26 protein-coding genes and 1 riboswitch are annotated in these 26,362 nt (G+C 64.9%); of the genes, 6 read left to right on the top strand and 20 right to left on the bottom strand.

What is annotated here, in order from left to right:
• Positions 1–7: 7 nt before the first annotated feature.
• Together purQ and purS are read right to left on the bottom strand one after the other, a co-directional pair.
• Positions 8–661: a phosphoribosylformylglycinamidine synthase subunit PurQ gene (gene purQ, locus H8F26_RS15460; RefSeq protein WP_197155484.1), complete on the bottom strand. Its 654-nt coding sequence runs from the start codon at positions 659–661 to the stop codon at positions 8–10.
• A 75-nt stretch (positions 662–736) separates the two neighbouring features.
• Positions 737–994 carry a phosphoribosylformylglycinamidine synthase subunit PurS gene (gene purS / locus H8F26_RS15455; RefSeq protein ID WP_197155482.1) on the bottom strand — a complete coding sequence of 86 codons (258 nt, stop codon included), beginning with the start codon at positions 992–994 and terminating at the stop codon, positions 737–739.
• 91 nt (positions 995–1,085) lie between these two features.
• Here purS and H8F26_RS15450 point away from each other — a divergent pair, with 91 nt between their 5' ends.
• The gene (locus H8F26_RS15450; protein WP_197155473.1) at positions 1,086–1,475 is read left to right on the top strand and encodes a hypothetical protein; all 390 of its coding nucleotides are present in this window, start codon (positions 1,086–1,088) and stop codon (positions 1,473–1,475) included.
• A 7-nt stretch (positions 1,476–1,482) separates the two neighbouring features.
• Here H8F26_RS15450 and cobW read toward each other — a convergent pair whose 3' ends face one another.
• The 3 genes from cobW to H8F26_RS15435 all read right to left on the bottom strand — a co-directional run bounded on the left by cobW (position 1,483) and on the right by H8F26_RS15435 (position 4,094).
• Complete coding sequence (gene cobW, locus H8F26_RS15445; protein WP_197155471.1) at positions 1,483–2,583, bottom strand: cobalamin biosynthesis protein CobW; 1,101 nt, start codon at positions 2,581–2,583, stop codon at positions 1,483–1,485.
• An 8-nt stretch (positions 2,584–2,591) separates the two neighbouring features.
• Positions 2,592–3,140 carry a HupE/UreJ family protein gene (locus H8F26_RS15440; protein WP_231605265.1) on the bottom strand — a complete coding sequence of 183 codons (549 nt, stop codon included), beginning with the start codon at positions 3,138–3,140 and terminating at the stop codon, positions 2,592–2,594.
• Between the two features lie 164 nt (positions 3,141–3,304).
• Positions 3,305–3,451, bottom strand: a riboswitch (cobalamin riboswitch).
• Positions 3,452–3,578: 127 nt separating this feature from the next.
• Positions 3,579–4,094 (bottom strand): pentapeptide repeat-containing protein, encoded by a 516-nt coding sequence (locus H8F26_RS15435; protein WP_197159267.1) that lies wholly within the window; start codon positions 4,092–4,094, stop codon positions 3,579–3,581.
• A gap of 125 nt (positions 4,095–4,219) precedes the next feature.
• Here H8F26_RS15435 and upp point away from each other — a divergent pair, with 125 nt between their 5' ends.
• The 3 genes from upp to ilvD are packed head-to-tail and all read left to right on the top strand — an operon-like array spanning position 4,220 to position 7,025.
• Positions 4,220–4,882 carry a uracil phosphoribosyltransferase gene (gene upp / locus H8F26_RS15430; protein WP_197155467.1) on the top strand — a complete coding sequence of 221 codons (663 nt, stop codon included), beginning with the start codon at positions 4,220–4,222 and terminating at the stop codon, positions 4,880–4,882.
• A gap of 34 nt (positions 4,883–4,916) precedes the next feature.
• Positions 4,917–5,309, top strand: a complete 393-nt coding sequence (locus H8F26_RS15425; protein WP_231605263.1) for a hypothetical protein — start codon at positions 4,917–4,919, stop codon at positions 5,307–5,309.
• Positions 5,310–5,354: 45 nt separating this feature from the next.
• Positions 5,355–7,025 carry a dihydroxy-acid dehydratase gene (gene ilvD, locus H8F26_RS15420; protein WP_197155459.1) on the top strand — a complete coding sequence of 557 codons (1,671 nt, stop codon included), beginning with the start codon at positions 5,355–5,357 and terminating at the stop codon, positions 7,023–7,025.
• Positions 7,026–7,048: 23 nt separating this feature from the next.
• Here the strand turns inward: ilvD and H8F26_RS15415 are convergent, their stop codons facing one another.
• The 7 genes from H8F26_RS15415 to glpX form a co-directional block, all read right to left on the bottom strand.
• A complete protein-coding gene (locus H8F26_RS15415) occupies positions 7,049–7,453 on the bottom strand; it encodes a hypothetical protein (protein ID WP_197155457.1) in 405 nt (134 codons plus the stop codon).
• Positions 7,454–7,457: 4 nt separating this feature from the next.
• Positions 7,458–8,039 (bottom strand): CIA30 family protein, encoded by a 582-nt coding sequence (locus H8F26_RS15410; RefSeq protein WP_197155455.1) that lies wholly within the window; start codon positions 8,037–8,039, stop codon positions 7,458–7,460.
• A 42-nt stretch (positions 8,040–8,081) separates the two neighbouring features.
• Positions 8,082–8,798 (bottom strand): 6-phosphogluconolactonase, encoded by a 717-nt coding sequence (pgl, locus tag H8F26_RS15405; RefSeq protein WP_197155453.1) that lies wholly within the window; start codon positions 8,796–8,798, stop codon positions 8,082–8,084.
• A gap of 76 nt (positions 8,799–8,874) precedes the next feature.
• Complete coding sequence (gndA, locus tag H8F26_RS15400; RefSeq protein WP_197155444.1) at positions 8,875–10,293, bottom strand: NADP-dependent phosphogluconate dehydrogenase; 1,419 nt, start codon at positions 10,291–10,293, stop codon at positions 8,875–8,877.
• Between the two features lie 162 nt (positions 10,294–10,455).
• Positions 10,456–11,751, bottom strand: coding sequence for a glucose-1-phosphate adenylyltransferase (locus H8F26_RS15395; RefSeq protein WP_197155443.1), 1,296 nt, complete (start codon positions 11,749–11,751; stop codon positions 10,456–10,458).
• 104 nt (positions 11,752–11,855) lie between these two features.
• Positions 11,856–13,166 (bottom strand): glutamyl-tRNA reductase, encoded by a 1,311-nt coding sequence (locus H8F26_RS15390; protein ID WP_197155441.1) that lies wholly within the window; start codon positions 13,164–13,166, stop codon positions 11,856–11,858.
• A 63-nt stretch (positions 13,167–13,229) separates the two neighbouring features.
• Complete coding sequence (glpX, locus tag H8F26_RS15385; RefSeq protein WP_197155439.1) at positions 13,230–14,234, bottom strand: class II fructose-bisphosphatase; 1,005 nt, start codon at positions 14,232–14,234, stop codon at positions 13,230–13,232.
• Between the two features lie 284 nt (positions 14,235–14,518).
• Here glpX and rpe point away from each other — a divergent pair, with 284 nt between their 5' ends.
• Positions 14,519–15,202, top strand: a complete 684-nt coding sequence (rpe, locus tag H8F26_RS15380) for a ribulose-phosphate 3-epimerase (RefSeq protein WP_197155436.1) — start codon at positions 14,519–14,521, stop codon at positions 15,200–15,202.
• 118 nt (positions 15,203–15,320) lie between these two features.
• Here rpe and ccsB read toward each other — a convergent pair whose 3' ends face one another.
• The 8 genes from ccsB to H8F26_RS15340 all read right to left on the bottom strand — a co-directional run bounded on the left by ccsB (position 15,321) and on the right by H8F26_RS15340 (position 24,834).
• A complete protein-coding gene (gene ccsB / locus H8F26_RS15375; protein WP_197155435.1) occupies positions 15,321–16,235 on the bottom strand; it encodes a c-type cytochrome biogenesis protein CcsB in 915 nt (304 codons plus the stop codon).
• A gap of 33 nt (positions 16,236–16,268) precedes the next feature.
• Positions 16,269–17,441, bottom strand: a complete 1,173-nt coding sequence (locus tag H8F26_RS15370) for an LptF/LptG family permease (RefSeq protein ID WP_197159265.1) — start codon at positions 17,439–17,441, stop codon at positions 16,269–16,271.
• An 11-nt stretch (positions 17,442–17,452) separates the two neighbouring features.
• On the bottom strand, positions 17,453–18,181 hold the full coding sequence (lptB, locus tag H8F26_RS15365) for an LPS export ABC transporter ATP-binding protein (RefSeq protein ID WP_197155433.1): 729 nt from the start codon (positions 18,179–18,181) through the stop codon (positions 17,453–17,455).
• Complete coding sequence (locus H8F26_RS15360; protein ID WP_197155425.1) at positions 18,178–18,579, bottom strand: hypothetical protein; 402 nt, start codon at positions 18,577–18,579, stop codon at positions 18,178–18,180. Before H8F26_RS15360 ends, lptB begins: the two co-directional genes overlap by 4 nt.
• A gap of 376 nt (positions 18,580–18,955) precedes the next feature.
• The gene (locus tag H8F26_RS15355) at positions 18,956–19,399 is read right to left on the bottom strand and encodes a DUF309 domain-containing protein (protein WP_231605262.1); all 444 of its coding nucleotides are present in this window, start codon (positions 19,397–19,399) and stop codon (positions 18,956–18,958) included.
• 7 nt (positions 19,400–19,406) lie between these two features.
• Positions 19,407–21,215, bottom strand: coding sequence for a translational GTPase TypA (typA, locus tag H8F26_RS15350; RefSeq protein WP_197155423.1), 1,809 nt, complete (start codon positions 21,213–21,215; stop codon positions 19,407–19,409).
• Between the two features lie 254 nt (positions 21,216–21,469).
• Complete coding sequence (locus H8F26_RS15345; protein ID WP_231605261.1) at positions 21,470–24,112, bottom strand: U32 family peptidase; 2,643 nt, start codon at positions 24,110–24,112, stop codon at positions 21,470–21,472.
• Positions 24,109–24,834, bottom strand: a complete 726-nt coding sequence (locus tag H8F26_RS15340) for a D-alanyl-D-alanine carboxypeptidase family protein (protein WP_231605260.1) — start codon at positions 24,832–24,834, stop codon at positions 24,109–24,111. Before H8F26_RS15340 ends, H8F26_RS15345 begins: the two co-directional genes overlap by 4 nt.
• Before the next feature lie 115 nt (positions 24,835–24,949).
• Here H8F26_RS15340 and chlP point away from each other — a divergent pair, with 115 nt between their 5' ends.
• The gene (gene chlP / locus H8F26_RS15335; protein WP_197155415.1) at positions 24,950–26,350 is read left to right on the top strand and encodes a geranylgeranyl reductase; all 1,401 of its coding nucleotides are present in this window, start codon (positions 24,950–24,952) and stop codon (positions 26,348–26,350) included.
• Positions 26,351–26,362: the final 12 nt, after the last annotated feature.

Below are 26,362 nucleotides of genomic sequence, written 5' to 3'. Positions count from 1 at the left end.
GGCTGGCTCAGGAGCCCACCGCCTCCAGCAGGCGCCGTCCATCCATGCCGCCGGTGACGGGATCGCAGGCCCGTTCCGGGTGGGGCATCAGACCAAGCACATTGCCACCGGCATTCGTAAGGCCGGCCACGTTGCCCACGGAGCCGTTGGGGTTGTCGGCATAGCGCAACACCACGCAGCCCTGATCCTCCAGCTGCTTCAACCGCTCGGGTTCCACCTGATAACGACCTTCACCGTGGGCAATCGGCAGGGTGATGCTCTCACCGGCTCCATAGCCGCCGAGCCAGCGGCAGTGACCCGGTTGCACCTCCAGGCGGCTGGGTTCACAGAGGAAGTGCAGCTTCTCGTTGCGGGTGAGCGCCCCAGGCAGCAGGCCCAGTTCCGTCAACACCTGAAAGCCATTGCAGATGCCCAGCACCGGTCCGCCCCGCTCCGCGAAGGCAAGCACCTCCTGCAGCACCGGCGCGAACCGGGCGATGGCGCCACAGCGCAGGTAGTCGCCATAGCTGAAGCCTCCGGGCAGCACCACCGCCTCCAGCCCGGCGAGATCGCGCTCCTCATGCCAGAGGAAACGGGTGGAGCGACCCAGGCAGCCCTCCATGGCCCAGCGCACATCCCGGTCGCAGTTGGAACCGGGGAACACCACGATGCCGATGGTCATGAGGGGGAAGTGGGGTGCGGGTACTGCGAGTGGGTGAAGCCGAGCCTGGTCCGAAGCGCTTTGGAGCCGCCTGGATCAACCGAGCTCCTGCAGGTCGAGGGTCCAGTTTTCGATCACCGGGTTGGCCAGCAGCCGATCGCTGAGCAGTTCAGCCTGGGCCTGGGCCGTGGCGCGGTCGGGCGCCTCCAGCTCCAGTTCGATCGCCTTGCCGATCCGCAACCGCGTCACCCCATCGACCCCCAGGCGGGCAGCGGCGGCCCGGGTGGCTTCGCCGGCCGGATCGAGCACCGAGGGGCGCAGGGACACCTGAACGCGAGCGCTGTAGAGGGGCACCGGGGCTGTCGGAGATTTGTTAAATCTTGGCAGCCTATCGCCCCCTTGACAGCCGCGGTAGTCAGCTTGAAGGGGTACCAGCTGCCCCGCCGTGCTGCCCGTGTCTCCATCGCTGGATCTGTGGCAACCGGTGGTGATGCTGGCGCTGTTGCTTGGACCGATCGCTGCACTGCCGGCCCAGTCGGATCCTGGCGGCTCCGATCCGGAACCAAGCTCCAGCTCTCCGATCGTGAGTCTTGATTGCCGCCTGGCCGATGGGCCCTGGCAACCCTGCGCGATGACGGTGATGAGCATCGGTGAGCGCTGGCAGCTGCAGGTGGGTGAGCGCCGCTACGACTTCCAGCACGACGGATCCGGCAGCGTGCGCATGCGCCAGGACCAGGCCGCTGGAGGCTGGCGCGAGGTGGAGAGCACCTGGAGCGCCGATGCTTCCCTCTGCTGGGATGGACTCTGCGCCCGAGGTGATATCCCCCTCGACTGAATCACCGTCAAGGTGCAGGGGCAGAGTCGAGTGCATCGAGCAGGCAGACCTTGCAGGCCTCCGCGTCGAGACCCAGCCCCAGGGCCACCAGTTCAAGCCCAGGCTCGCCGGCCAGCTGGCTGGAGGGGGCGGTTTCGTACCAGCACTCCAGACGCGGACCCACGGCCTGAATCTGCAGGGGGCGTGGACGGCCCTGATGCCACAACCAACCCTTGAGCCGGATCAGCCCCTGGCGCTGGATCAGCTCAGCGATGGCTGGCTCCACCTGCTGACGCGACCAGTCGCCGGCCAGGCGCAACACCGCCGATCCCATCGCCACGTGGGCGTGGTCGTGGTGTTGATCGTGGTCGTCGGGATGGTGGTCGTGGTCGTCGTCGAGGTGCTCGCCGTGCTGATGAGCGTCAGCCTCGTCTGGCCGGCGGAGCTGCAGCACCAGCTCCGGGCTGATGTCACCCCGCTGCATCGGCAGAACGGCCGTGGCGCTGCGCAGGTGTGGATGGAGCTGCTGGCGCAGGCGATCGAGATCGTCTGGGCTGATGCGATCGGCTCGGCTGATCAGCACCAGATCCGCCGCCTCGAGCTGGTCTTCGAACAGGTCCTCGATCGCCGTGGCGTGATCCAGGCTCGGATCCGCCAGGCGTTGCGCCTCCAGCACAGCCGGATCCGCCACCACATGGCCAGCCGCCAGCGCTTCACCATCCACCACGGTGACCACGGCATGGACCCGCGTGCGGGTGCGGATCTCAGGCCAGCGGAAGGCATCCACCAACGGAGCCGGCAGGGCGAGGCCACTGGTTTCGACGACGATGCCGTCGAGCTGGTCCGAGCGCTCCAGCAGCCGCGTCATGGTGGGCAGGAAGTCGTCCTGCACGGTGCAGCAGAGGCAGCCGTTGGTCAGTTCCACCAACCGGCCTTCGGCTTCCTCTTCCGGGCAGAAGCCGCAATCGCGCAGCAGCGATCCATCGATGCCCACATCACCGAATTCGTTAACGAGAACGGCGAGACGCTGACCGCTGTTCAGAAGCAGATGGCGCAGCAGGGTGGTCTTGCCGGCGCCAAGAAAGCCGGTCACCACCGTGACTGGAAGGCGGGAATTCAAGGGGGCCATGGTTGGGTTCAGCCCACCAGGCTCGACCAGGCCCAGGCGCCACCGCAGCCGATCAGCCCGGCCGCAATCAGGCGCTGGCGGGTCGGGGTGAGGCTGGCAGCGGCACGGCGCATCGCCCAGAGCGACACCAGCAGCAGAGCCATCTGACTGAGCATCAGGCCGATCAGATAGCTGCCGGTCGGACCGGCCGTCCAACCCAGAACGGCATCACTCAGCACGTAGCCATGCAAGGCAAAGGCAGGCACCAGAACCCATCGGGGCAGCCTGTCGAGCAGAACCAGGCCCACCAGGGTGAGGGTGAACGCCACGGCTGCTTCGGCTCCGGGCAGGTTGGGCAAGGCCAGCCCCAGAGCACTGCCACCCAGACCGGTGGCCAGCAGGGCCACCATCCAGGTGGCACGCTGCTGCAGCCCCACCAGCGACAGGGCCAGCAGGAAGAGCAGATGGTCGGGACCCAGAAGCGGATGGGCCAGGCCGCTGATCAGTCCATGGATCGGCGTGGGCTTCAGCCCCATCAGCTCCATGGCATGGTGCGCCTGTGCCGGCCCCGACAGCAACAGACCAGCCAGCAGAAGGATCGGCAGGCCACAGAGCGGCAGGAGACTGGAGCGAAGACGTCGGACTGGGGCAACAGATTCCGGGGACTGTGGCGTGCGAAGCCAGAGGGGGCCGGAGCCCTCCTGGGAACCAGGGAAAGACATGCAGGGGTCCGGTCCGCGCCGGGATCTAGAGAGCAACCGGTGGGCGTTCTGGCTGGGCTCCAGGACTGGAGCCATCACAGCTGCGGGACAGCGCCGGATTTTCACCGGACTTTCCCCGTTACCTCCGGAGGCTGTTCCCCTCCGAAACCGGAGCTCGAATCTATGCGGTCAGACAAGCAGCGGGCTTTGCAGCGGTCGCCATGGCAATCCAACGCATCAAGGGATTCGTCTCACCTGGGCTTGGTCGGCTTCGGTCTGGTTGGCCGTAGCTCGACTGGCCTCGGCTTGGTTTGCTCAGCGGCAACCCAGGCTTTCGGCTGTGCTGACGCCTGTGACTGGATTGGAGCCGCTGGCTCGCTTGCAGAGGGCCTTCTGTTCGGTCAGATCGAGCACCGCATCGCTGAAATCGGCGCCGCTGATCTCGGCATCGCGGAAGCGGCTCTGCATCAGCATGGCGTTGCGCAGCCGGGCGTCCCGGAGATCGGCACCATCAAACCGACTGGCGTAGGCCACCACATCGCCCAGGTCGGCCCCCTGCAGATTGGCGCCGCGCAGGTTGCTGGAATTGAACACGGCACCCCGCAGATCGGTGTCGCTGAGGTCGTAGCCCTGCAGCTCGGCCTTGAGAAATTCCTGCTGCTTCAGGTCGCGGCCGTGCATGTCCGGTTGCAGGTCCTGGACGGACCGTTGGCCGCGCAGCTCCGGCGCCGTGATCGCCCCAGCTGGAAGGGCTCCGCCGAGCCAGGCGGGTCCGGCGAGCAGCACGGACGTGCTCAGCAGCAGAGCGAGTGGGGCCTTCCTGCTGAGCATCCAGCCGCCACAACGGGCCAGGAACCGCAGACAACGGCGGAGCATCACGGCGCGGGTACGGTGGCCCTTCAAGTTATGCCAAGGGGTTCGCCAGCGCGAGCACCCCTGGCAACGGCCTCCTGTTCATGAGCATGTCCCTGCGGGTGGTGGTGCCACCCCATCCCCTGATCGGCCACTGGCTCACGTTGCTGCGCGATGCCCAGACCCCGCCCGCCCTCTTTGCCACCGGCATGGCCGAGCTGGGACGCTGGCTCACCTACGAAGCCCTGCGCGACTGGTTGCCCCATCAGCGGGTGACCGTCCAGACCGACCTGGCCTCGACCGAAGGCACGGTGGTGGATGCCTCGGTGCCGGTGCTGGTGGTGCCGATGCTGCGGGGCGGGCTGGGGCTCTGGCAGGGAGGCCAGACCGTGCTGCCCGTCGCCACGGTGGCCCATGTGGCGGTGCAACCCACCGGCTCCGGCGATCTGTTCTGGGCACTCGACGCCCTGCCCGCGGTGATCGCTTCCCGGGTGGGGGTGCTGGTCTACGCCCCGGAAATCGGCGATGGGCGCGACCTGATCGCCGTGCTGCAGCGCCTGCAGCAGCGGGGCGTGGAGGGCCAGCGGCTGCGGGTGATCTCAACCCTGGCGGCCCGTCCCGGTCTGAGTGCCATCGCTGAAGCTTTCCCGGATCTCACCGTCTATTGCGCCTGCATCGACGCTGAGCTGGATCCGGCCGGCAGGCTCTCACCGGGAATCGGCGACGTTGTCCTTCGCTTGTTCGGCAGTCTCGGGGCTGCTGCCTAGGCTCAGGTTCGTCGCTCCCGTACCGGAAGAGCCCATGTCCACCTCTCGCCGTTCCTCGGGTCCGGATGCAGGCGGCAACCCTGGCTATGGCAGAAGCAGTCTGGTGCTCAGCGCCTTCGCCGGTGCGGCACTGGGGGCGGCAGGACTGGGCTGGTGGCTGCTCAATCAAGCGGATCGCCGCCGCCAGCGACTGCGGCAGGAGCGACTGCTGCGCCTCTCACGCCTGCAGGGCGCTGGAGCCGGGGACAGCGGATCTTCGGATGAGGGCCTGACCTCCAGACCAGCCGATGGCAGCCCCAGCGAGGCCCAGTTGCACGACAAGGTGCAGCAGCTCAACCAGGCCATTGAAGATGTGCGGCGACAGCTCGAAAGCCTCACCACCAACGGTAATCGTGCTGTGAATCGGGCTTCCAACGGAGACAGCTGAGCCGGATCGGTAGGTTGCTCTCACAGCCAGTTCCGCTCGCCCGCCATGCTCCGCTCCGCTGCCATCACCCAGGGCATCCAGCGTTCACCCAACCGGGCCATGTTGCGGGCCGTTGGTTTTGGAGACGGCGACTTCAACAAACCGATCATCGGCATCGCCAACGGCTACAGCACGATCACGCCCTGCAATCTGGGGCTGAACGATCTCACCCGTTGCGCCGAGCAGGCTGCCCATGCCGCCGGGGCCATGCCCCAGACCTTCGGCACGATCACGGTGAGCGATGGCATCTCGATGGGTACCGAGGGGATGAAATATTCCCTGGTCAGCCGGGAGGTGATCGCCGATTCGATCGAAACCGCCTGCAACGCCCAGAGCATGGACGGGCTGCTGGCGATCGGTGGCTGCGACAAGAACATGCCAGGCGCCATGCTGGCCATGGCCCGCATGAACATTCCGGCCATCTTTGTGTATGGCGGCACCATCAAGCCCGGCAAGCTCGGCCCCTGCGATCTCACCGTGGTGAGTGCGTTTGAGGCGGTGGGTCAGTTCTCCGGCGGACGCATCGCCGAGGAGGAACTGGTGGCGATCGAGAAGAACGCCTGCCCGGGTGCTGGAAGCTGCGGCGGCATGTTCACCGCAAACACGATGAGCTCCGCCTTTGAGGCGATGGGGCTGAGCCTTCCCTACAGCTCCACCATGGCGGCCGAAGATCCGGAGAAAGCCGAGAGTGCGGCCCGATCAGCCGAGGTGCTGGTGGAGGCGATCGCCAACAACATCCGCCCGCGCGACCTGCTCACCCGCGAGGCCTTTGAGAATGCGATCAGTGTGATCATGGCGGTGGGCGGTTCCACCAATTCAGTGCTGCACCTGCTGGCGATCGCCCGCACAGCCGGCGTGGAACTCTCGATCGATGATTTCGAGCAGATCCGCCAGCGGGTGCCGGTGATCTGCGATCTCAAACCCAGCGGCCGCTACGTCACGGTGAATCTGCACCAGGCCGGAGGCATTCCCCAGGTGATGAAGCTGCTGCTGGATGCCGGCCTGCTGCATGGCGATTGCCGCACGATCGAAGGCAAGACCCTGCGGGAGGTGCTGGCCGACGTCCCCAGCCAGCCCCCCGCCGATCAGGACGTGATCCGTCCCCTCTCCAACCCTCTCTATGCGAAGGGACACCTGGCCATCCTCAAGGGAAACCTGGCTCAGGAGGGTGCGGTGGCCAAGATCTCAGGAGTGAAGACCCCGGTGATCACTGGCCCGGCCCGGGTCTACGAAAGTGAGGAAGCCGCCTTGGCCGCCATCCTCGATGGCCAGATTCAACCCGGCGATGTGGTGGTGGTCCGTTACGAGGGCCCCGTTGGCGGTCCCGGCATGCGCGAGATGCTCAGCCCCACCGCCGCGATCATCGGTCAGGGTCTGGGCGAATCGGTGGCCCTGATCACGGACGGCCGCTTCTCCGGTGGCTCCTACGGCCTCGTGGTGGGTCACGTCGCCCCAGAGGCCGCCGTGGGAGGCACGATCGCTCTGGTGGAGGAGGGCGACAGCATCACCGTGGATGCCAGGCAGCTGCTGCTGCAGCTCAACGTGGATGAGGCCGAACTGCAGCGGCGCCGTGCCGCCTGGGTCAGGCCTGAACCTCGTTACCGCACGGGTGTGCTGGGCAAGTACGCCCGGCTGGTCAGCAGCAGCAGCCTCGGGGCTGTGACCGATCCGGTCTGACCCTTGCGCTCAGCTCCGAGAGTTCAAGCCTGAGGGTCTGCCTTTGAGCCCAGCAGGGCTCGCAACCGCCGGGCCAGGGCCTCAAGCCCTGCGCCGTCGGCGGGCCTCTCACAACGCAGACCGGTGACCCCATCCATCCAGACCGGATGGTTGCCATGCCAGAGCATCGGTCGATCCGGGTCGTGGCGCCAGGCCAGAGTGAGGTTCAGGGTTCCACCACTGCGGTAGAGCTCCAGATCCAGGTCATCGTCTGGCCGACGTTCCCCATCGATCGCCCGTGCCTCCAGGCGCAGGCAGCAGTCGCCCAGGTCGTCGTGCGGCGGACCAGCTACCTGATCAGCCTCGCGATCGAGCAGCACGGCATGGCGCAGGGGCTTGCGGCAGAGGTCGGCGGCGGCAGCCACCAGTTGGGACAGATCGGTGGCCATCGCCTCAGGCCACGGCCCGGATCGCTTCAATCACCAGGTGGATCGGCCCGGCACGGAAGCCACTGTTGGAGCCGCCATCATCGGCGAATCGGGAATGGAGCAGCTGCAGGCGCGTGATCCGGCTGGGATCGAAGCGCAGGGGCAGCCCCAGGGGTCTGGCCCGTACCGATGGCCGCAGATCAGCAAAGGCAATCCTGATCCGGCTGAGCTCACCGGCGGGTTGGGTGGCGAACTCCGCGACCCAGCGCAGACCACCGGGGATCAGCTCCGTCATGCCACCCAGGCCATCGGCGCAGGCAACCGCCAGCTTGTAGCGGCGGCCATCGGCCCTGAGATCCAGTTCAAAGGCCGCGTAGGCCGACAGATCGAGCGGCGGGCCGAACACGGGGGAGCGGCAGCTGATGAAGCCACCGCCCGCTTCGATCACCTCGCCATCGAACACCAGCCCACCGCTGCCCGCCTGAGTGCTGCCGCGGCTCTGGCCCCCCATCACGGTGTCGTTGAGGGCATGCCAGCCGCTGAAGCCATCGCCGGCCACCAGGGTGAGCGACGCGGGCTTTTCGGTGGAGGGGCTGGAAGACGCCATGACGAAGGAACCAGAACTGGCTTCAGCCAATCCTGGCGCCTCTCAGGCAGTCGCCGTGCCGGCGGCAGCGGCATCGGCCAGGATCAGCACCTCAGTGGCCGGACTTACCAGCCGGGCTGGGGTGCGTTCCACGGATTCCTGGGGATCCAGCAAGCGCCGCAGGGCCTCCGCCTTAGTGGCGCCGCTCACCAGAAAGATCACCTGCCGTGCCGCCGAGAGCACCGGGGCTGAAAGGCTGAGGCGCGGCAGCCCTTTGCCTTCGCCGATCGTGACCGGCTTGACCCGCTCCAGGCAGGCTGCCGTCCCAGGAAACAGGGAGGCGGTGTGGCCGTCATCGCCCAGGCCCAGCAGCACCACATCAAAGATGGGGATGGCACCAGGGCTGAGTTGAGCCAGCAGGGCGGTGTAGGCCTCGGCGCAGGCCTCAGCCGAGCCGACCTCGGTGGGAACCGGGTGGAAGCGGGCGCCGTGACCGGGTCCACTCTCCAACAAGGTTTCCCGCAGCATGCGCGCATTGCTGGCCGCAGCATCCGGGGGCACCATCCGCTCATCGCCGAGCAGCACATCCACCCGCTCCCAGGGCAGGTGTTCCTGTCCCAGCAGGGTGTAAGCCGCCCGAGGTGTTTCGCCACCCGCCAGGGCGATCAGGGCGCGGTCGCGTTCGGCCAGTGCCAGATCGAGGCGAGAGGCGATCGTCTCGGCAACACGACGGGCGAGGTCGTCAGCGGAGGAGGTAACGACAAGGCGGTAGGTGGTCATGGCAGGCAGCTCCAGCTCCGGTGCGTGGCGTTCCGTTGTGTTGCCGATGGCTGTGTTGCCGTCGGTTGGCTTGTCTTCAATCGAGCCACTCGGTGTGGAAACTCCCCGGGCGATCCGTGCGCTCGTAGGTATGGGAGCCGAAGCAGTCGCGCATGGCCTGCACCAGGTTCTGGGGCAGGCGGCCGGTGCGATAGCTGTCGATGTAGTCGAGGCTGCTGCTCAGGCAGGGCACCGGAATGCCCGCCAGGGCGGCGCCGGCCACCACCTGGCGCAGGCCCGGCAGGCGGCGGTTCACCTGGTCGGCGAACCAGGGATCGAGCATCAGGTTGGGCAGGTTTGGATCAGTGGCATAGGCATCCTGAATCCGCTGGAGCAGGCGGGCCCGAATAATGCAGCCTCCCTTCCAGATCTGGCCGATGGCCGAGAAATCGAGCTGGTAGTCGTGGATTGTTGAGGCCGCCTGCAGCAGAGCCATGCCCTGGCCGTAGCTCACGATGCAGGCCAGGATGCAGGCATCCCTGAGGGGCTCCATCCCCGAGGCCGGTTCGCCCAGATCAAAGCTGTGGGGTGCCGGTGCCGCCAGCACGGATTTGGCCGCCAGGCGCTCCGGCCTCAGGGAACTCAGCACACGGGCATTGAGAGCCGCGTAGATGGTGGGAACCGGCACCCCCATCTGCAGGGCGCTCTCCACCGTCCAGAGGCCGGTGCCCTTCTGGCCGGCCGCATCGACGATGAACTCCACCAGATCGGCTCCGCTCTCGGGATCCTTGGTGCGCAGGCAGACTTCGGTGATCTCGACCAGGAAGGAAGCGAGCTCCTCCATGGTGTTCCACTGGCCAAGCACGTCGGCCATGGCATCGCCATTGAGGCCGGCCACCCGCTTCATCAGGTCGTAGGCCTCGGCCAGAATCTGCTCGATCCCGTATTCAATGCCGTTGTGGACGGTCTTGACGAAGTGGCCGGCACCGCCGGGCCCGATGTAGGTCACACAGGGGCCGTCTTCAACCTTGGCGGCCATCTTGCGTACCAGGGACTCGATCGCGTCGTAGGCGGCGCGGGTGCCCCCCGGCATCATGCTGGGACCCTCAAGCGCGCCCTTGGCGCCACCGCTCACACCCATGCCGATGTAGCCGAAACTCTTGCTCTCGAGTTCCGCCACCCGGCGTTCTGTGTCGGTGTAGAGGGAATTCCCGCCATCAATCAGCAGGTCGCCTTCCTCAAGCAGCGGTGAAAGCTGGGCGATCATCGCGTCGATCGGTGCCCCCGCCTTGACCATCATCAGGATGCGGCGCGGCCGCTCCAGGGCCTCCACAAACTCTTCGAGGGTGGCGGCGCCCACGATGTCCTTGCCGGCACCGCGGCCGGCCAGAAATTCGTCGGTCTTGGCGGTGGTGCGGTTGTAGACGACGCTGGAGAAGCCATTGCGCTCGGCGTTGAGCACCAGGTTCTCTCCCATCACGCCGAGACCGATGAGGCCGAAATGCGCCTTACTCATGAATTCGAAATTGAGGATCCGGTCGAAAAACCGTAGACCTCAAGTGTGGCCAGGCTCAGGGCCAATGGTCAGGCTTGTCACAGGATTGGGCTGGGATGTCAGCGATTCCTGGCTTGGGCGACTGGTCGCCTGAGCCGCAGAGCGATACAGGCTGGACGGTGTTCAGATCACCATGCCATCGGGAATCGTGCCGTTCTTCACAACCACCACAATGCCATTGCGAATATAGAAATTGAGCTCAGGACGATCGGCTTCCTCCACTTGATCCTTATTCACGATCGCCACATTGGAGCCGATCCGCACATTCTTGTCGATGATTGCCCGCTTGATCGTGGTGCCCTTGCCGATACCGATCGGCAGCCCGCCACGTTCCCGAAGCACCAGCCGTTCTTCACTCGATTCAAAATAATCCGATCCCATCACCAGGGTGTCCTGAAGAACCACCTCGTTTTCCACCCGGGTACGAACCCCGAGGACGCAGTGGTGAATGCTGCAGGCTTTCAGCATCGACCCTTCCCCGATGATCGATTGCGTGACCTGAGCATCCCAAAGCTTGCTGGGGGGTAGATAGCGAGGGCGTGTATAGATGGGAAACTTTTCGTCGTAGAACGAAAAGGCAGGATTAGGTTGATCGGTCAGCGCAAGGTTGGCTTCGTAGAAGGCACCGATCGTTCCGATGTCTTCCCAGTAGTCATCAAATAGAAAACTCTGCAGATTGTCGCCCCGCTCCAGGGAAGCCGGAATGATCTCCTTGCCGAAATCCGTGGACTTGGGATGGGATGCCAGCAGATCAAACAGTGTGTCCCGGCTGAACACGTAGATGCCCATCGACGCCAGATGGGGCCGTTTCGCGGCTTCCTCTTCGGAGAGCCCAAGGCTGCGGGTGTCCACTCGCATCGCCTCAAGAGCCTCTCCCTTTGGCTTCTCGCGGAATTCCTGAATCTGCCCGGCTGAATTGGTGCGCATCAGGCCGAAACTTTCGGCGTCTGCCGGATTGACCGGCAGAGCCCCGACAGACAGATCGGCACCGGTATCAATGTGGTGCTGGACAAACTTGCTGTAATCCATCCGGTAGAGCTGGTCACCGGACAGAATCAGGTAGTGATCCACGTCCCATTCCTGGAACAGCCACTGGTATTTGCGCACCGCATCGGCCGTGCCCTCAAACCAGCTGGGGCTGTCTGGGGTCTGCTGAGCAGCCAACACCTCGACAAAACCCTGCCCGAAGCCAGCCGAGAGGTTGTAGCTCATCGTGAGGTGACGATTGAGCGAGGCACTGTTGAACTGGGTCAACACGTAGATCTTGTTGATCTCCGAGTTGATGCAGTTGCTGATCGGGATGTCGATCAGACGGTATTTACCAGCCAGAGGAACAGCAGGCTTGGCCCGCATCTTGGTGAGAGGGTACAGGCGAGTTCCGGCTCCTCCGCCGAGAATAATTGCCAGAACTCGCTTCATGAATCAGCGCCTCTCAATGTTCGTCGTCTTGGTCAACCGTACTTGAGTGACCTGCTGTCAGGCGAGTCTCCGCAGCACTTCGATGCCTGTCCCAGATCACCAGATCAGGTCTCGTTGCTGCCGTCGACCAGCTCGAACAGATCCTGCAGCACCTTCATCGCCGTGTGGCGTTGTTGACGCGGCTGGGGGGCCCGCAGGTTGGTCACGGGAGTGTGGAGGATCTTGTTGATGATTCCCTTGCTGAGCGCCTCCACCACCTTGCGCTCCCTTGCCGAGAGATCCGGGCCCATGCGGCTCAGGGCTTTCTGAAGTTCCTGCTCGCGGATGTCCTCCAGCTGGATCCGCAGCCGGTTCACCACGGGCACGGCTTCGAGGCCATCCCACCATTCCAGAAACAGCCTTGCCTCCTCCTCCAGCAGGCCTTCGGCTTCGACGGCGATCTCTCGACGGGCCTCCTGGTTGCGGGCCACCACTTCCTGGAGGTCGTCCACATCAAAAGCCTCGACACCAGCCAGGTCGCAGGCATCGGAGGCGATGTTGCGGGGGACACCGATGTCCACCAGCATCAGGCTGGATCGGCGGTTCAGCCGCTTCAGTCGCTCCGCATCGATGATCGGGTCATCAGCGGCGGTGCTGGTGAACACCAGTGAGCAGGTGCTGAGGCAGTGATCCAGGTCCACCAGGGGTCTGCACTGCACGGGCAGATCCGGGAAATCGGCCGCCAGGGTTTCGGCCCGACTCACGGTGCGGTTCAGCAGCACCACACCCCGACAGCCCTTGGCCGCCAGATGCTGCAGCAGCAGCCGGGACATGCGTCCAGCCCCCACCACGGCCACCTGCTCCTGGTCGAGCGGGACCAGGTCGTCCACTCCTCGGGCCTGGCCGACCTTCAGCTGGGCCAGCTCAACGGCCGCTGAGCTGATCGATACGGCCCCGGTGCCGAGATTGGTTTCGGTTCGCACCCGCTTGCCGGTACTCACCGCCTGGTTCAGCAGGCGGTTGAGAATCGGGCCGAGGGAGCGGTGCTCCTGGCCGAGCCGCACCATCTTCTTCACCTGGGAGAGGATCTGGCCCTCGCCCAGCACCAACGAGTCGAGGCCGGCAGCCACCCTCAGCAGGTGGGCAATGGCATCTTCATGATGAAAGGTGAAGAGATGCGGGCTGAGCTCATCGACGCTCAGGCCGGAATGCTGGCTGAGGAAGGAGCCCACAGCCGAGATGCCCTGGTCGGGATGCCGCAGCAGGGCATAGATCTCCAGCCGGTTGCAGGTGCTGAGGATGGAGGCCTCAAGCACCTGCTCATCGGAGCGCAGTTGCTGGAGAGAGGCCTCCATGGTCTGCTCCGGCATGCTCAGGCGCTCCCGGATCTCCACAGGAGCCGTGCGGTGGCTCAGGCCGACAACGGCAATGTGCATGGAGGCAGACCTCTTGGCGCGGACGGTTTGTCGCGGACGGATTGACGCGGACAGTTGGGGTGATCAGCGCAGCGCGATGCTCTGGGCACCGGGCTTCATGTGGATGGTGTCGGTGAAGCGGGCGGTGCTGTCCAGGGTGCTGATCACCAGGGAGCTGGTGCGGGTGCAGTCCTTCTCGAATTTCACCCCGTTGAACAGCAGGCCATCGGTGATGCCACTGCCGGCGAAGACCACGTTCTCTCCGGAGGCGAGCTCCTCAGCTTCGTAGACCTTGTCCACGTCGGTGATACCCATCTCATTGAGGCGGGCGATGTTGCCCTCCTTGGTGTAATCGGCCCACTCGGAGGTCTGGGCGACGGCGGGGTCGTAGACCAGCTGCCCCTGGAAATGGCCACCCAGGGCCCGCATGGCGGCGGCGGAGATCACACCCTCGGGTGCCGCGCCGATGCCCATCAGGCAGTGGGTGCCGGTGCCGGCGAAACCACAGGCGATGGCAGCCTGCACATCCCCATCGGAGATGGGCTGTACACGGGCGCCGGTGGTGCGGATTTCGGCGATCAGGTCCTTGTGACGGGCACGATCCATCACCACGATCACCAGCTCGCTGGTAGCGAGTCCCAGGCACTCGCTGAGGATGGCGATGTTCTCGGTGGCACTCTTGCGGATGTCCACCTTGCCCTTGGCGGCCGGGGGAGCGGCCAGCTTCTTCATGTAGAAGTCGGGGGCGTTGAACAGGCCACCGCGGTCGGAGGCAGCGAGCACGGCCATGGAGCCACGCTGGCTGTTGGCGCAGAGGTTGGTGCCTTCGCAGGGATCAACGGCGAAGTCGACCCCAGGACCGCTGCCACTGCCCACTTCCTCACCGATGTAGAGCATCGGCGCTTCATCGCGCTCGCCTTCGCCGATCACGATGCGGCCCTGCATCTGGATCTGGCCCATGCGTTTGCGCATGGCTTCAACGGCTGCTGCGTCGGCTTCGTCCTTCTTGCCCAGGCCGGTGAGCTCAGCGGAGGCGATGGCGGCCTGTTCGACGACCTCGAGAATTTCCTGGATAAGAGTGCGATCCACAGCAGTGCGGCAGGGGTGACTGCCTCAACGAGGGGACCGGCAGACCGGGCAGGCGGGAAGCGCCAGTGCTCGGATGCTGCTGTGCAAACGCTTCGGAGACCAGGGCCAGGTCCGGCGGATGGCCGGTCTCGGCGGAAGGTTCCAGCCGCTGCAGGGCCTCTCAGACTTGAAGCGGGCCAACTGTATCAGCGACCACCGCGGGCCCCTCCCATTGCCCGCCGCCCAGGGTCGGGAAAGGCCGCTTCCTACAATCGGTGCACCCCTTCGTACGACAGGTCCCACCCATGAGCACCAAGCCCCTGGTGATCTCCCCATCGATCCTGTCGGCCGATTTCTCTCGCCTCGGCGATGACGTGCGCGCGGTCGACGAAGCCGGTGCCGACTGGATCCATGTGGATGTGATGGATGGGCGCTTCGTGCCGAACATCACCATCGGTCCGTTGATCGTTCAGGCCCTGCGGCCGGTCACCTCCAAGACTCTCGACGTGCACCTGATGATCGTGGAGCCGGAAAAGTATGTGGCTGACTTTGCCAAGGCCGGCGCCGATATCATCAGCGTTCAGGTCGAGGCCTGCCCCCATCTGCATCGCAATCTGGCCCAGATCAAGGATCTCGGCAAGATGGCTGGAGCCGTGTTGAACCCCAGCACACCGATCGACACCCTCGAGTACTGCCTCGAGCTCTGCGACCTGGTGCTGGTGATGAGCGTCAACCCCGGCTTTGGCGGTCAGAGCTTCATTGAGAGCCAGGTGCAGAAAATCCGGGACCTGCGACGCATGTGTGACGCGAAGGGCCTGGATCCCTGGATCGAAGTGGATGGCGGCATCAAGGCTGAGAATGCCTGGATGGTGATCGAGGCTGGAGCCAACGCCATCGTCAGTGGCTCCGGGGTGTTCAACCAGCCCAGCTATGCCGAAGCGATCACCGGAATCCGCAACAGCAAGCGGCCCCAGCCGGCCCTGGTCTGAATCGGACTGGTTGCTCAGCACCAACAGGCTGACAATCTAATTACGATTCAGCCCCCTGGTTCCAGGGGGCTTTCTTTTGGTTTGAGCCGTTGCGAGGACGCCTCTCTCTGATGGCATGTCAAGCCCCTAGGAACCAGCCATAGCTGTGCAGGCCGATGCCGAGAAGATTGACGCCGATGTAACACACCACAATCACCACCAGTCCAGCAGAGGCCACGAGCGCAGGGCGACGACCCTGCCAGCCCCGGATCAAGCGGGTGTGGAGATAGGCCGCATAGACCAGCCAGCAGATCAAGGCCCAGGTTTCTTTGGGATCCCAGCTCCACCAGCTTCCCCAGGCCTCGTTGGCCCAGACGGCACCGCTCACCAGTCCCACTGACAGGAGCAGGAACCCCACGGTGATCGTGCGATAGCTGAGGCTGTCGAGCTGCTCGCTGATCGCAAAACCTGTGCTGTGCAATTCCACAGCGTCGGGCGCTCCGGCACCGACCAGCTGGGATTTTCGGTAGGCACCCGTGCCGATCGAGCTGCTGCGCAGCACCAGATCATTGCCGCGATCCGTGAACAGCACGGCAATCGAGAGCAGTGACCCCACCAGCAAGGCTGCATAGCTCACCATGATCACGCTCACGTGCATGATCAGCCAGCTGGAGCGAAGGGCCGGAACCAGGGGCGAAGCCTCCTGCATCGTGTCCGGCAGGGCGAAGCTGGCGAAGGCCACACAGCCGAGGGCAATCGGAGTGGATGCCGCCGGCACCAGGGGGGAGGGCCAGGAGCGTTCCACCAGCAGCTGGGTCAGCGTGCAACCCCAGGCCAGGAAACAGAGCGACTCGTAGAGGTTGCTGATCGGAAAGTGACCTGAATCCCACCAGCGCAGCACCAGCTGGGCGGTGAGGCAGAGGTTGGCGGCGGCCACCAGCAGCGTCACCGCTGAACTTCTGCGGCCAGAGCTGAGGGACCAGAAGGACAGAGGCAGCACCAGCAGGAGCAGGCCGAAAGCCGTGAGCCCAAGTCCAAGAACCGGATCAATCACCAGAAACTGCAGCGACCGCGCCAGTCTGCCGCTTCAGCGGCTGGCCTGACGCAGCAGCACCAGTCCGCCGGCCAAACCGATGCCAACCGGCAGCCAGGCAGCCATCACGGGAGAGAGGGTACCGGTGATGCCCAGCGAGCTGAAGATGAACGACATCAGGTAATACACGAAGATCAACAGCACGCTGATTCCAAAGCCCTGGCTGCGGCTTGTGCGGGAATTCGGACGGACCCCCAGACTGCTGCCGATCAGGCCGAACACCAGACAGATGGCGGGGAAGGCAAATTTCTCCTGGATACGCACCCGCAACCGCCGGGCTTCCTTCTGATTGTTGGCCGCCAGCAGGAGCCTTTCAGCACGGCGAGCCTGGCCCACCGTCATCAGGTTGGCATCGGTGGGGAGCTTGGCCACCTCCTCGACATCCCGACTGAGTGGATAGAAGTAGCGGTCAAAATTGGCAGAGGTCGTGGTGTCGTTCGCCTCATCGACACTGACGATGCGGCCATTGCGGAACTCCCACATCGCTTTGGCCTCGTTCCAGCGGCCGGTATTGGCCATCAGCATCTGACGCTGGCCGGTCCGTGAGAAGTCAATCAGGGTGACATCCTTCATCTCCCCATTGCTGAACTCCTGGGCATAGAACAGCTGGGTCATGCCACGAACGCTTTCTCCATCGGGTCGTGAGATCCTTCCAAACCGCGAATAAAGAGTGTGACGTCCCCGTTCAGCCGCGATGGCCTTGCCGAGAGCCTGATCCAGCGTGATCGAGGCGGAGAGGTTGGCCCTCGGCACGATCACATCGTTGAACACGAAGGTGAGCAGACTCATGGCCACCGCAAGGGCAACGGCGGGTGCCACCATCCGCTTGGTGCTCACCCCCACGCTGCGAAGAGCGGTGAGTTCGCTGTTGCCGGACAGCCGGCTATAGGCCAGCAGGGTGGCCATCAGGGTGGCCATGGGGAAGGACAGCACCAGAAAGCCCGGCAGACGCAGGCCGAGCACCTGCATGGCCGCGGTGAGCGGCAGGCCGGCCTCCGCCACCTTGCGGACCAGCTCAAAGACAACGCCCACGGACAACGAGACGGCCGTGAAGGCGGCGATGCCGAACAGCAACGGACCAACCAGCTCAGCGATGAGCCAGCGATCCATCAGGGGCAGCCAGTGGAGGCTGAAGCGAATCGGGTGGCGTTGAAAGCGCTGCAGCATCGAGGCGGTGGTCACAGTTGGAAAGCCTCGCCGAGATAGTGGCGACGAACCAGCGGATCGTTGGCCATCGCGGTGGAGGTGCCCGAGGCGAGGATGCGTCCTTCGGTGAGGATGTAGGCCCGATCGGTGATTGAAAGGGTCTCGCGTACGTTGTGATCGGTGATCAGCACACCCATGCCGCGGCTGCGCAGATTGGCGATCAGCTCCTGCAGATCGGACACGGCCATGGGATCGACCCCGGCAAATGGCTCATCGAGCAACAGGTAACGCGGGCCAGTCGCTCCTACGGCCAGGGCTCGCGCCACTTCCGTGCGGCGGCGCTCGCCTCCGGAGAGTTGAAACCCTTTGCGGTTCTGGAACGGACCCAGGTGAAACTCCTCGATCAGGGTCTCAAGCCGCTGCCGGCGCAGGCTGCGGGGTGTGCGGCTCTGCTCAAGGGCCAGCCGCAGGTTTTCGCGCACCGTGAGCGTGCGGAACACACTCGCTTCCTGGGGCAGATAGCCGATGCCGAGTCGGGCGCGGCGCGGCATCGGCAGTTTCTGAACAGGCATCCCATCCAGCAGCACCTGCCCCCGGTCTGGCCGCAGCAGGCCGGTGACGAGGTTGAAGGTGGTGGTCTTGCCGGCACCATTGGGGCCGAGCAGGCCCACCACCTCTCCAGGGGCAAGCTCAAGGCTCACGTCTTGCACCAACGGGCGGCCAGCGATGGTGAGCGCCGCCTCCTGAACCACCAGGCTCATGGCTGGTTGGCGCCCGAGGTGGAGTCGGCCGGATCAGATGGCTCGGGTGCTGACACTGGGCTCCTGGCCGTGCCTTCCGCGCCCGGGGCAACAGGGGCAGGCTTCTGAAGGGCATCAACCTTCAGCTTGCTGAACACCTGCTGTTCGCCGAGGGGTTCGGCCTTGACGCGCTCGTTCTCCACCCAGTAGTACACGCGCTCGGCCTTGATCGAATGGCCATCGCTCTGAATCACGTCCACATCGCCACTGAGGATCACCAGACCCTCCTGGCTGAAATATTGCGCTTGGCGGGCCGTCGCCACGACCCGTTCATCGGGATAGACGATGCGAACGTTGCCTGTGGCCGTGATCACCCCGGTGCGGTTGTCGGCCTGCTGCAGGTCGGATTCAATCGTCACCAGACCGGTGGTGGGCGTTTTGGCGGGTGGCCCAGCTGCTGCCGGGGCTGCAGCCGGGGGAGTTGCCGCAGCTGGGACTTGCGGTTCTGCCGATCCTGGTTGGGGTGTGCTGACAGGAGTCGTCAGCGCCGCTGGCGGAGCCTCGGGGACGCCAACCGCCCCCTCCTGAGCCTTGACCGGCACCCCGGTCAACGAGACATGTCCAAGCAGAAGGGCCAGCATCCAGCCCAGCTGCAGCCTTCGGTGCGTTGATGCAGGCGGTGTCGCCCTGACCCGGAACTCCGGGAATTCCCCGGTGGCAAGGTGAACCCCCGAAGCGTGGCCGTGGTCAACATCCAACCCCAAGAGAAGAGCCACGGCAGCACAGCACGACAATTTACAGAGGTCCCGGAGGGGCCTTCTGGCATGGGGGACGCAGCTGCACGAATGCCAGCTGATCCATGGCAAGGGGCAAGGGCTCGCCACCCAGCTGCAGGGTCTGCAGCTGGGCGAGAGCTGGCTGGCGCAACCGCTCGAGATCGAGGCCCAGGGCTGTGGGTCCGCAGGGCCCAAGGCGCCCCACGCCCTCTCCCAGCAGCACCATGGCCCCCCTGAGATTGCCGCGCCCCAGGTGAATCTGGGCCACGGCAATCTGCAGGATTCCCTGCAGCACCGGCCTGAGGGGGCCCTGAGTTTCATGCCAGAGCTCCTCGAAACCATCGTGGCAGTCGTACCACTCGCCGGCATTGAACAAGCGCACGGCTTGATCGAAGCGCGGATCCGCAATCAGCTGAGACTCGTGCGGATCAACATCATTCGGCTCGGCTGCGGAATCCGTCACACCGGAGTCAGCGCTTGGCGGGCTTCTTGGCGGGAAGCTTGCGCAGACGGATCGACTCGGGAGTCACTTCGAGCATCTCGTCGGGACCGATGTACTCGAGCGCACGCTCGAGGGTCATCTGGATCGGCGATTGCAGGGTATCGAGCACCTCGGCACCCGCGGAGCGGATGTTGGTGACCTGCTTGGCCTTGCAGACATTGAGCTCGAGATCCTGGGGGCGACTGTTCTCACCCACGATCATGCCCTTGTACACCTTGGTGCCTGGAGTGATGAAGAACTGGCCGCGATCTTCGGCGCCCTTGAGCGCATAGAAGGTGGCTGTACCTTCCTCAAAAGCGATCAGGACGCCACTGCGACGGGCATCCACGTCGCCCTGCATCGGGCGATAGTCGAGGAAGGAGTGGCTCATGATCCCCTCGCCACGGGTGGCGCGGATGAACTCGCCACGGAAGCCGATCAGGCCGCGGGAGGGCACCACGAACTCCAGCTGGGTGCGGCCATCACTGGTGGTTTCCATGTTCTGCATCTCGCCCTTGCGAATGCCCAGCTTTTCGATGCAGGCGCCCACCGACTCTTCAGGAACATCCATCACAAGCGCTTCGAACGGCTCATGGGGGGTGCCGTCGATGGTGCGGTAGATCACCTGGGGCTGGCTCACCTGGAATTCGTAGCCCTCCCGACGCATCGTTTCAATCAGGATGCCCAGATGGAGTTCACCCCGGCCGCTCACGGCCCAGCGGTCGGGTGAATCGGTGTCTTCGACACGCAGAGCCACGTTGGTGAGCAGTTCCTTCTGGAGGCGATCGCGGATCTGCCGGCTGGTGACGAACTTGCCTTCCTTGCCGGCGAAGGGCGAGTCGTTGACCACGAAGGTCATCTGCAGGGTGGGCTCATCCACCTTGATCAGGGGCAGAGCCTCGGGGTGATCCGGGCAGGCGATGGTTTCGCCGATGTTCACCTCATCGAAACCGGCCACCGCCACCAGATCACCGGCGCTGGCCTGCTGGATCTCCACCCGTTGCAGACCCTGGAAGCCCAGCAACTTGCTGATCCGCCCGCGCTTGATGCTGCCGTCGTCGCGGATCAGGGCAGCGGTCTGGCCCGACTGGATGGTGCCGTTGTGGATCCGGCCGATCATGATCCGGCCGAGGAAATCGCTGTAATCCAGCGTGGTGACCTGCATCTGCAGGGGCTTGGTGGCATCGCCCACCGGCGGTGGAACATGGCGCAGGATGGCATCGAAGAGCGGCTTCATGGTGTCGCTTTCGGTCGCCATGTCCGGCTTGGCGTAGCCCCCCATGCCACTGCCGAAGAGGTAGGGGAAATCGCACTGGTCGTCGTCGGCACCCAGCTCGAGGAAGAGATCGAGAACCTTGTCGACCGCCTGTTCGGGATCGACCCTGGCCCGGTCGATCTTGTTGACGAACACGATCGGCCGCAGACCCTTTTCCAGGGCCTTCTTGAGCACGAAGCGCGTCTGGGGCATGGGCCCTTCGTTGGCGTCGACGATCAGCAGACAGCCATCCACCATGCCGAGCACCCGCTCCACCTCTCCGCCGAAATCGGCGTGTCCGGGGGTGTCGACGATGTTGATGCGGATGCCGCTGTAATCCACCGCCGTGTTCTTGGAGAGGATCGTGATGCCCCGCTCCCGCTCCAGGTCGTTGGAGTCCATCACGCAGGTGGGCACCGCCTCGCCTTCGCGAAAGATGCCCGACTGGGTCAGCAGGGCATCGACCAGGGTGGTCTTGCCGTGGTCAACGTGGGCAATGATCGCAATATTGCGAATCGGGGCGCCTTTAATGTCGCCGCTCATGGGCAGATCTTCGTGATGGAGGGGTCTATGGGTTCGGTCCTATGGGTTCGGTCTTCCGAGTCGTTCAGAAATTCCGGGATGTCCGCGTTGCCGGAATGACCGGCCACACCACACATCGCAAGCGCGCAGATGCCCTGATCAGGGGGTCACACCCCTGAATCCTGAAATGCGGGCGCCTGGGCACTGAAGCATCCGTAGCTCAAGCGATGACCAATGGAGCGAACGTTCATCCTATCTCAGTCTCTGGACGGGTCTCAATCTCTGGATTGGCGTGAGACCCGATCCCGCAGGGTGCCGCGCGTCACGCCAAGACGACTGTCGAGATTCTCGTTGCGCCACAGATCACGGCCGCTGAGGCGGCCGTCCAGGGCCTGGCGATAGAGGTCGACGCGTCGCCGTGTCGCCTCGGCGTTCTCCTCCAGCAGCTCCAGGCGCAGGTGCCGCACCCCGGAATCCAGTAACGCGGGCAAGGCCTCGGCAGCGGTCTGGGCCTTGCCGTTGAAGAGCGTGTTGCGACAGCCCAGATCGGCCCGCAGTGGATGCTCCACGCCGCTGCGATCGCGCAGGCGTACCTCGTGCTGCTCACAGGGACGGCCGCAATCGGTGTGGTCGTGACCGTCGGAGAGAAAGGCACAGAAGAGGCAATGCTCCATGTGGAACAGGGGCATGTGCTGGTGGACCGTCACCTCAAGACGACCGGCCGGGCAGCCGCGGATCAGGTCCTGCAGCTGGCTCAGGGCAAGGTCGTAGCTGGCGGTGACCCGCTGCAGACCCCAGTGGTCGAGATACCAGTGCGCCGCCAGGGGGTTGGCCACGTTCAGGCTGAAATCACCGATGCAGGGAGCCAGGGGCGTCAGCCGCTCCAGTTGATCGGCGTTGCGCACCAGGAAACCATCGGGCCGGGCTCTCCACAGGGGCTCCAGGCTCCAGGCTTCATCGGGGCGGGTGATGCGGGCGCCGGCCAGCCAGATGCCTCCCGGCCAGCAGCCCCTGCCGAGGGCCACGGCCTCGCGCAGGTCGGCCGGTTGCTCCAGATCGGCGATCACCTGGGCCACAGGCAGTCCCTGTAAGGCCTGCAGCTGCTCGAGGCTGCGCACCAACACCACCAGCTCCGGCTCAGTGCTGGAGCTCTGCTGCAGCTCGGCGGCACTCCAGGCCTGAATGGCCTGGGCTGGCGTCCATGCTGGAGCGTTGGACAAGGCTCCCAATGGCCACGGTTTCCCTGAGGTGCTCGAGCCACTGGCCAGCAGGGGGGTCAGCGCCGCGACCAGCCCCCGGCGCAGGCGATTGAGTTCGGTGACCGGCAGGAACAACCCGGCTGGCAGGTCCACATCCAAGGATCCAAGCCGCCATCCCGTCCCACCCAGCCGACCCAGCTGTTGCTCCAGCCGCTGGCGATCCAGGCCTGGGCCCCTGGCGCTCTGCAGCGGTAAATCCGTGTACCACTGAAGTGGGGGCTCAGGCAGGGTCCCAGTGCCATCCACAGCCAGCAGTTCCAGCTGCAAGGGCTGATCGAGGGCCCCGCGCACACGCAGGTGCAGAGCACGGGCAAGCTCGGGTGTGTCCGCCGTTGCCAGGCGTCGCCAGCGCTTCTCCAGGGCGGGATCGCTGCTCAACCAGCAGGGGGAACCAGGTGGCAGAGTCTCCGCGCTGATCCTCCCCGGGCCGAGCCGCAGGGCCAGCCGGCCTTCACCGCGCGACTCCACTGCCATCACCCGGCCACCGATCTCCTCGGGTGGCACCAGGGGGGCGGAGCCCGCCAGTTCGAACACCAAGCCATCCCCAGGCTTGAGCGACGTGATGGTGTCCAACAGCCACCAGCCGCCGCGGGCCTCCTGGCCGCGATAGTGACCGATCTGGGGGCCCCGCTTCTTGCTCCAGCGACCATGCACCAGCTGGCGGTGGTCCACACCGTGCAGCCAGCCGCTGGAGAGCCCTCGCGAAAAGCTCAATTCCAGTTCATGGCGCCTGGAAGGCTCGGGGGGCTGATCGGCAGAGACCTCCGAGCGGGATTCCGAGACGAGCTGCGCAGGGCTCGTTGCCGTTGCCAGACGATCAAGGCTCTGGCGGTAGGCGGAGGTCACCGCCGCCACATAGGTGGGGTCCTTGAGGCGCCCCTCGATCTTGAGGCTGGCCACACCGGTATCGACCAGCTGGGGCAGCAACTCCCAGGCGGCCAGGTCCTGGGGCGACAGCAGATAACGCTGCGTTCCAAGATCCCGTTCCACCCCATCCACGATCAGCTGATAGGGCAGGCGGCAGGCCTGGGCGCATTCCCCCCGGTTGGCGCTGCGCTGGCCCAGGGCCTCACTGGTCAGGCACTGGCCCGAATAGGCCACGCAGAGGGCTCCATGCACGAACACTTCCAGGGGCATCGCCATACCGCGCTGGCGCTGTTGCCGATCGATCCGCCTGAGATCCCGCAGGCTGAGCTCGCGGGCCAGCACCACCCGATCGCACCCCAGCGCCTCGGCCTGGGCCACCCCTGCTGCACTGGTGATCGACATCTGGGTGGAGCCATGCAGGCTCAGCCTCGGCACGACCTGGCGCGCCAGCCGACACAGACCCACGTCCTGCACGATCACCGCATCCACACCCGCGGCGTCCGCCTCCAGCAGCAGATCGGCGGCCTGCTCGAGCTCATCGGGGAAGATCAGCACGTTGAGGGTCAGAAACCCCCGGATTCCGCGCCGGTGCAGCCAGTCCATCAGCTCCGGCAGATCCTGGCGGCTGAAGTTTTCGGCCCGCAGGCGGGCGTTGAAAGCCTCCACACCGAAGTAGACCGCGTCGGCGCCATTGGCAGCTGCAGCCTTGAGCGACGCCCAGCAGCCCGCCGGCGCAAGCAGTTCCGGCATGGTCAGCGGGACCTGGATGGCCGTGGCAGGGTTGTTGCTCATCGCGCCAGTCTCTGGGCGGGCTCAAACAGCTTCAGGGCGTCCGCTGATCCTTCGAACCGCCAGTGCCAGGGCTCATAGCTCACGCCCTGGGGATTGTTCTGCGGGAAGGAGAGCTGAAAGTGAAAGCGAGCGGCATTGGCCTGCAACCAGCGGAAGGCTTCGGTGCGATCGAAAGCCTCAGACAGATTGGTGGCGGGATCGCGCCCATCGCCCAGATCCACGGCATACCCGGTGCTGTGCTCGGAGAACCCCGGCGGCGCACTGACACGAGCCCGTTCCTGGGCGCTCTGGTTGCGTTCGGCCTTGATATCAAAAAAGATCGACTTCTGCAGCGCAATCGAGCGAAAGGCGCTCAGCACCACCAGATCCACCCCATCCGCAGCGGCGGCCCGTTGCATCGCACCCGCGGCAGCGGCGGCTTCCGGCTTCAACTCCAGTCCTGGCGACAGCTCCAGCTCCACCAGCTGGTCGCGGGGGACCTCGGGGTAGGGGTGATGGCCGAGCAGGCGCCCATCGGCACTGAGCCGGGCATTGAGCCCCTCCACCGGCAGGGGCTCCAGCCAGCGACGCCATGGTCCTGGAACCAGCAGCAGCACGGCGGTGGCGCCGATCAGGCCCAGGACCAGTCCCACGAAGGCGGTGCGCTTGGAGGGCCGGCGCGCCAGGGTCGCGGGCGATCGCCGGGCCAGAGGAATGTCTTCACCGATCACGGGTGCCGGCACCCCTCCATCCACAGCGTTTCAACAATCGTACGGACAGCTCCTTTCAAGCCCCCGAACGGATCGGCAACAGTGTTAGCTTCCAGCCGAGGATCCTTCTGGCGGAGCAGGTTTCAAGATGTTGCGCGTTGCGGTAGTGGGCGGTGGCCCGAGCGGGTCCTGTGCTGCGGAAGTGCTCGCCAAGGCGGGAATCGAGACCTGGCTGTTCGAGCGGAAACTCGACAATGCCAAACCCTGCGGCGGAGCGATTCCGCTCTGCATGGTCGAAGAGTTTGATCTGCCCGAATCGATCATCGACCGCAAGGTGCGAAACATGCGGATGATCTCCCCCTCCAATCGGGAGGTGGACATTCATCTGGACAATCAGAATGAATACATCGGCATGTGCCGGCGCGAGGTGATGGATGCCTTCCTGCGCAACCGTGCCGCTGATCTGGGCGCTCACCTGATCAACGGACTGGTCACGAAGATCGACACTGGTGTGGCCCGCCAGGGTCCATACACCCTCACCTATTCCGATTACGCCTCCGGTGAGGCGACCGGCGAGGCCAAGACCCTGGAAGTGGACCTGATCATCGGCTCCGATGGCGCCAACAGCCGGGTGGCCAAGGCCATGGATGCCGGCGACTACAACGTGGCCATCGCCTTCCAGGAGCGGATCAAATTACCGCCCGAGGAGATGGCCTATTACGAAGATCTGGCAGAGATGTATGTGGGCACCGATGTGTCCCCCGATTTCTATGCCTGGGTCTTCCCCAAGTACGACCATGTGGCTGTCGGCACCGGCACCATGCAGGAGAACCAGGCCTTGATCAAGGGTCTGCAGGTCGGCATTCGCGAGCGGGCCAAGATGCGCCTGCTCAACGGTGAGGTGATCAAGGTGGAAGCCCACCCGATCCCAGAACATCCCCGTCCTCGCCGCATTGTCGGACGTATGGCTCTGGTGGGGGATGCCGCCGGCTATGTGACCAAGAGCTCGGGTGAGGGCATCTACTTCGCTGCCAAGAGCGGGCGCATGTGCGCTGAGGAGATCGTGGCTGCCAGTGCTGGTGGAACCCGAATTCCCAGCGAAGCTGATCTGAAGAAATACCTGAAGAAGTGGGACCGAAAGTACGGTGCCACGTACAAAGTGCTCGAGATTCTGCAGAACATCTTCTACCGCAACGATGCCGCCCGCGAGGCCTTCGTCGAGATGTGCGACGACAAGGATGTGCAGAGACTCACCTTCGACAGCTATCTCTACAAACGCGTTGTGGCGATGAATCCCTGGCAGCAGCTCAAGCTGACCCTGCTCACTCTTGGCGCTGTGTTGCGCGGCAACGCCCTCGCGCCCGGCACCTACAAGCCGGTGCCCAGTGCCGTGCGATCCGAGGAGGAGGCCGGAGCGCTTCTGGCCGTGAGCGCGATCAAGGGAGGCATCAAGGTGGCCAACCAGAAGAAGCCATTGGCCCGTCCAGAAGCCAGCAGCACACCCGAAGGCAGCAGTGAAGAGCGAGAACCGGCACTGGCGGGCAAGTGAAGCCCGGCCAGT

The sequence above is a fragment of the Synechococcus sp. CBW1006 genome, from assembly GCF_015840525.1.
Lineage (GTDB): Bacteria > Cyanobacteriota > Cyanobacteriia > PCC-6307 > Cyanobiaceae > CBW1002.
Note: the sequence above shows the minus strand (reverse complement) of the source record. Positions and strands in the feature narration are given on the sequence as shown.

Coding starts and splice junctions, on each gene's coding strand:
- H8F26_RS15345 (WP_231605261.1), bottom strand. CDS start 24,112: ATGAGCAACAACCCTGCCACGGCCATCCAGGTCCCGCTGACCATGCCG.
- typA (WP_197155423.1), bottom strand. CDS start 21,215: ATGAGCGGCGACATTAAAGGCGCCCCGATTCGCAATATTGCGATCATT.
- rpe (WP_197155436.1), top strand. CDS start 14,519: ATGAGCACCAAGCCCCTGGTGATCTCCCCATCGATCCTGTCGGCCGAT.
- H8F26_RS15370 (WP_197159265.1), bottom strand. CDS start 17,441: ATGCTGCAGCGCTTTCAACGCCACCCGATTCGCTTCAGCCTCCACTGG.
- H8F26_RS15390 (WP_197155441.1), bottom strand. CDS start 13,166: ATGCACATTGCCGTTGTCGGCCTGAGCCACCGCACGGCTCCTGTGGAG.
- cobW (WP_197155471.1), bottom strand. CDS start 2,583: ATGGCCCCCTTGAATTCCCGCCTTCCAGTCACGGTGGTGACCGGCTTT.
- H8F26_RS15425 (WP_231605263.1), top strand. CDS start 4,917: ATGTCCACCTCTCGCCGTTCCTCGGGTCCGGATGCAGGCGGCAACCCT.
- pgl (WP_197155453.1), bottom strand. CDS start 8,798: ATGACCACCTACCGCCTTGTCGTTACCTCCTCCGCTGACGACCTCGCC.
- H8F26_RS15410 (WP_197155455.1), bottom strand. CDS start 8,039: ATGGCGTCTTCCAGCCCCTCCACCGAAAAGCCCGCGTCGCTCACCCTG.
- chlP (WP_197155415.1), top strand. CDS start 24,950: ATGTTGCGCGTTGCGGTAGTGGGCGGTGGCCCGAGCGGGTCCTGTGCT.
- gndA (WP_197155444.1), bottom strand. CDS start 10,293: ATGAGTAAGGCGCATTTCGGCCTCATCGGTCTCGGCGTGATGGGAGAG.
- H8F26_RS15395 (WP_197155443.1), bottom strand. CDS start 11,751: ATGAAGCGAGTTCTGGCAATTATTCTCGGCGGAGGAGCCGGAACTCGC.
- purQ (WP_197155484.1), bottom strand. CDS start 661: ATGACCATCGGCATCGTGGTGTTCCCCGGTTCCAACTGCGACCGGGAT.
- H8F26_RS15415 (WP_197155457.1), bottom strand. CDS start 7,453: ATGGCCACCGATCTGTCCCAACTGGTGGCTGCCGCCGCCGACCTCTGC.
- ilvD (WP_197155459.1), top strand. CDS start 5,355: ATGCTCCGCTCCGCTGCCATCACCCAGGGCATCCAGCGTTCACCCAAC.
- lptB (WP_197155433.1), bottom strand. CDS start 18,181: ATGAGCCTGGTGGTTCAGGAGGCGGCGCTCACCATCGCTGGCCGCCCG.
- upp (WP_197155467.1), top strand. CDS start 4,220: ATGAGCATGTCCCTGCGGGTGGTGGTGCCACCCCATCCCCTGATCGGC.
- H8F26_RS15435 (WP_197159267.1), bottom strand. CDS start 4,094: ATGCTCAGCAGGAAGGCCCCACTCGCTCTGCTGCTGAGCACGTCCGTG.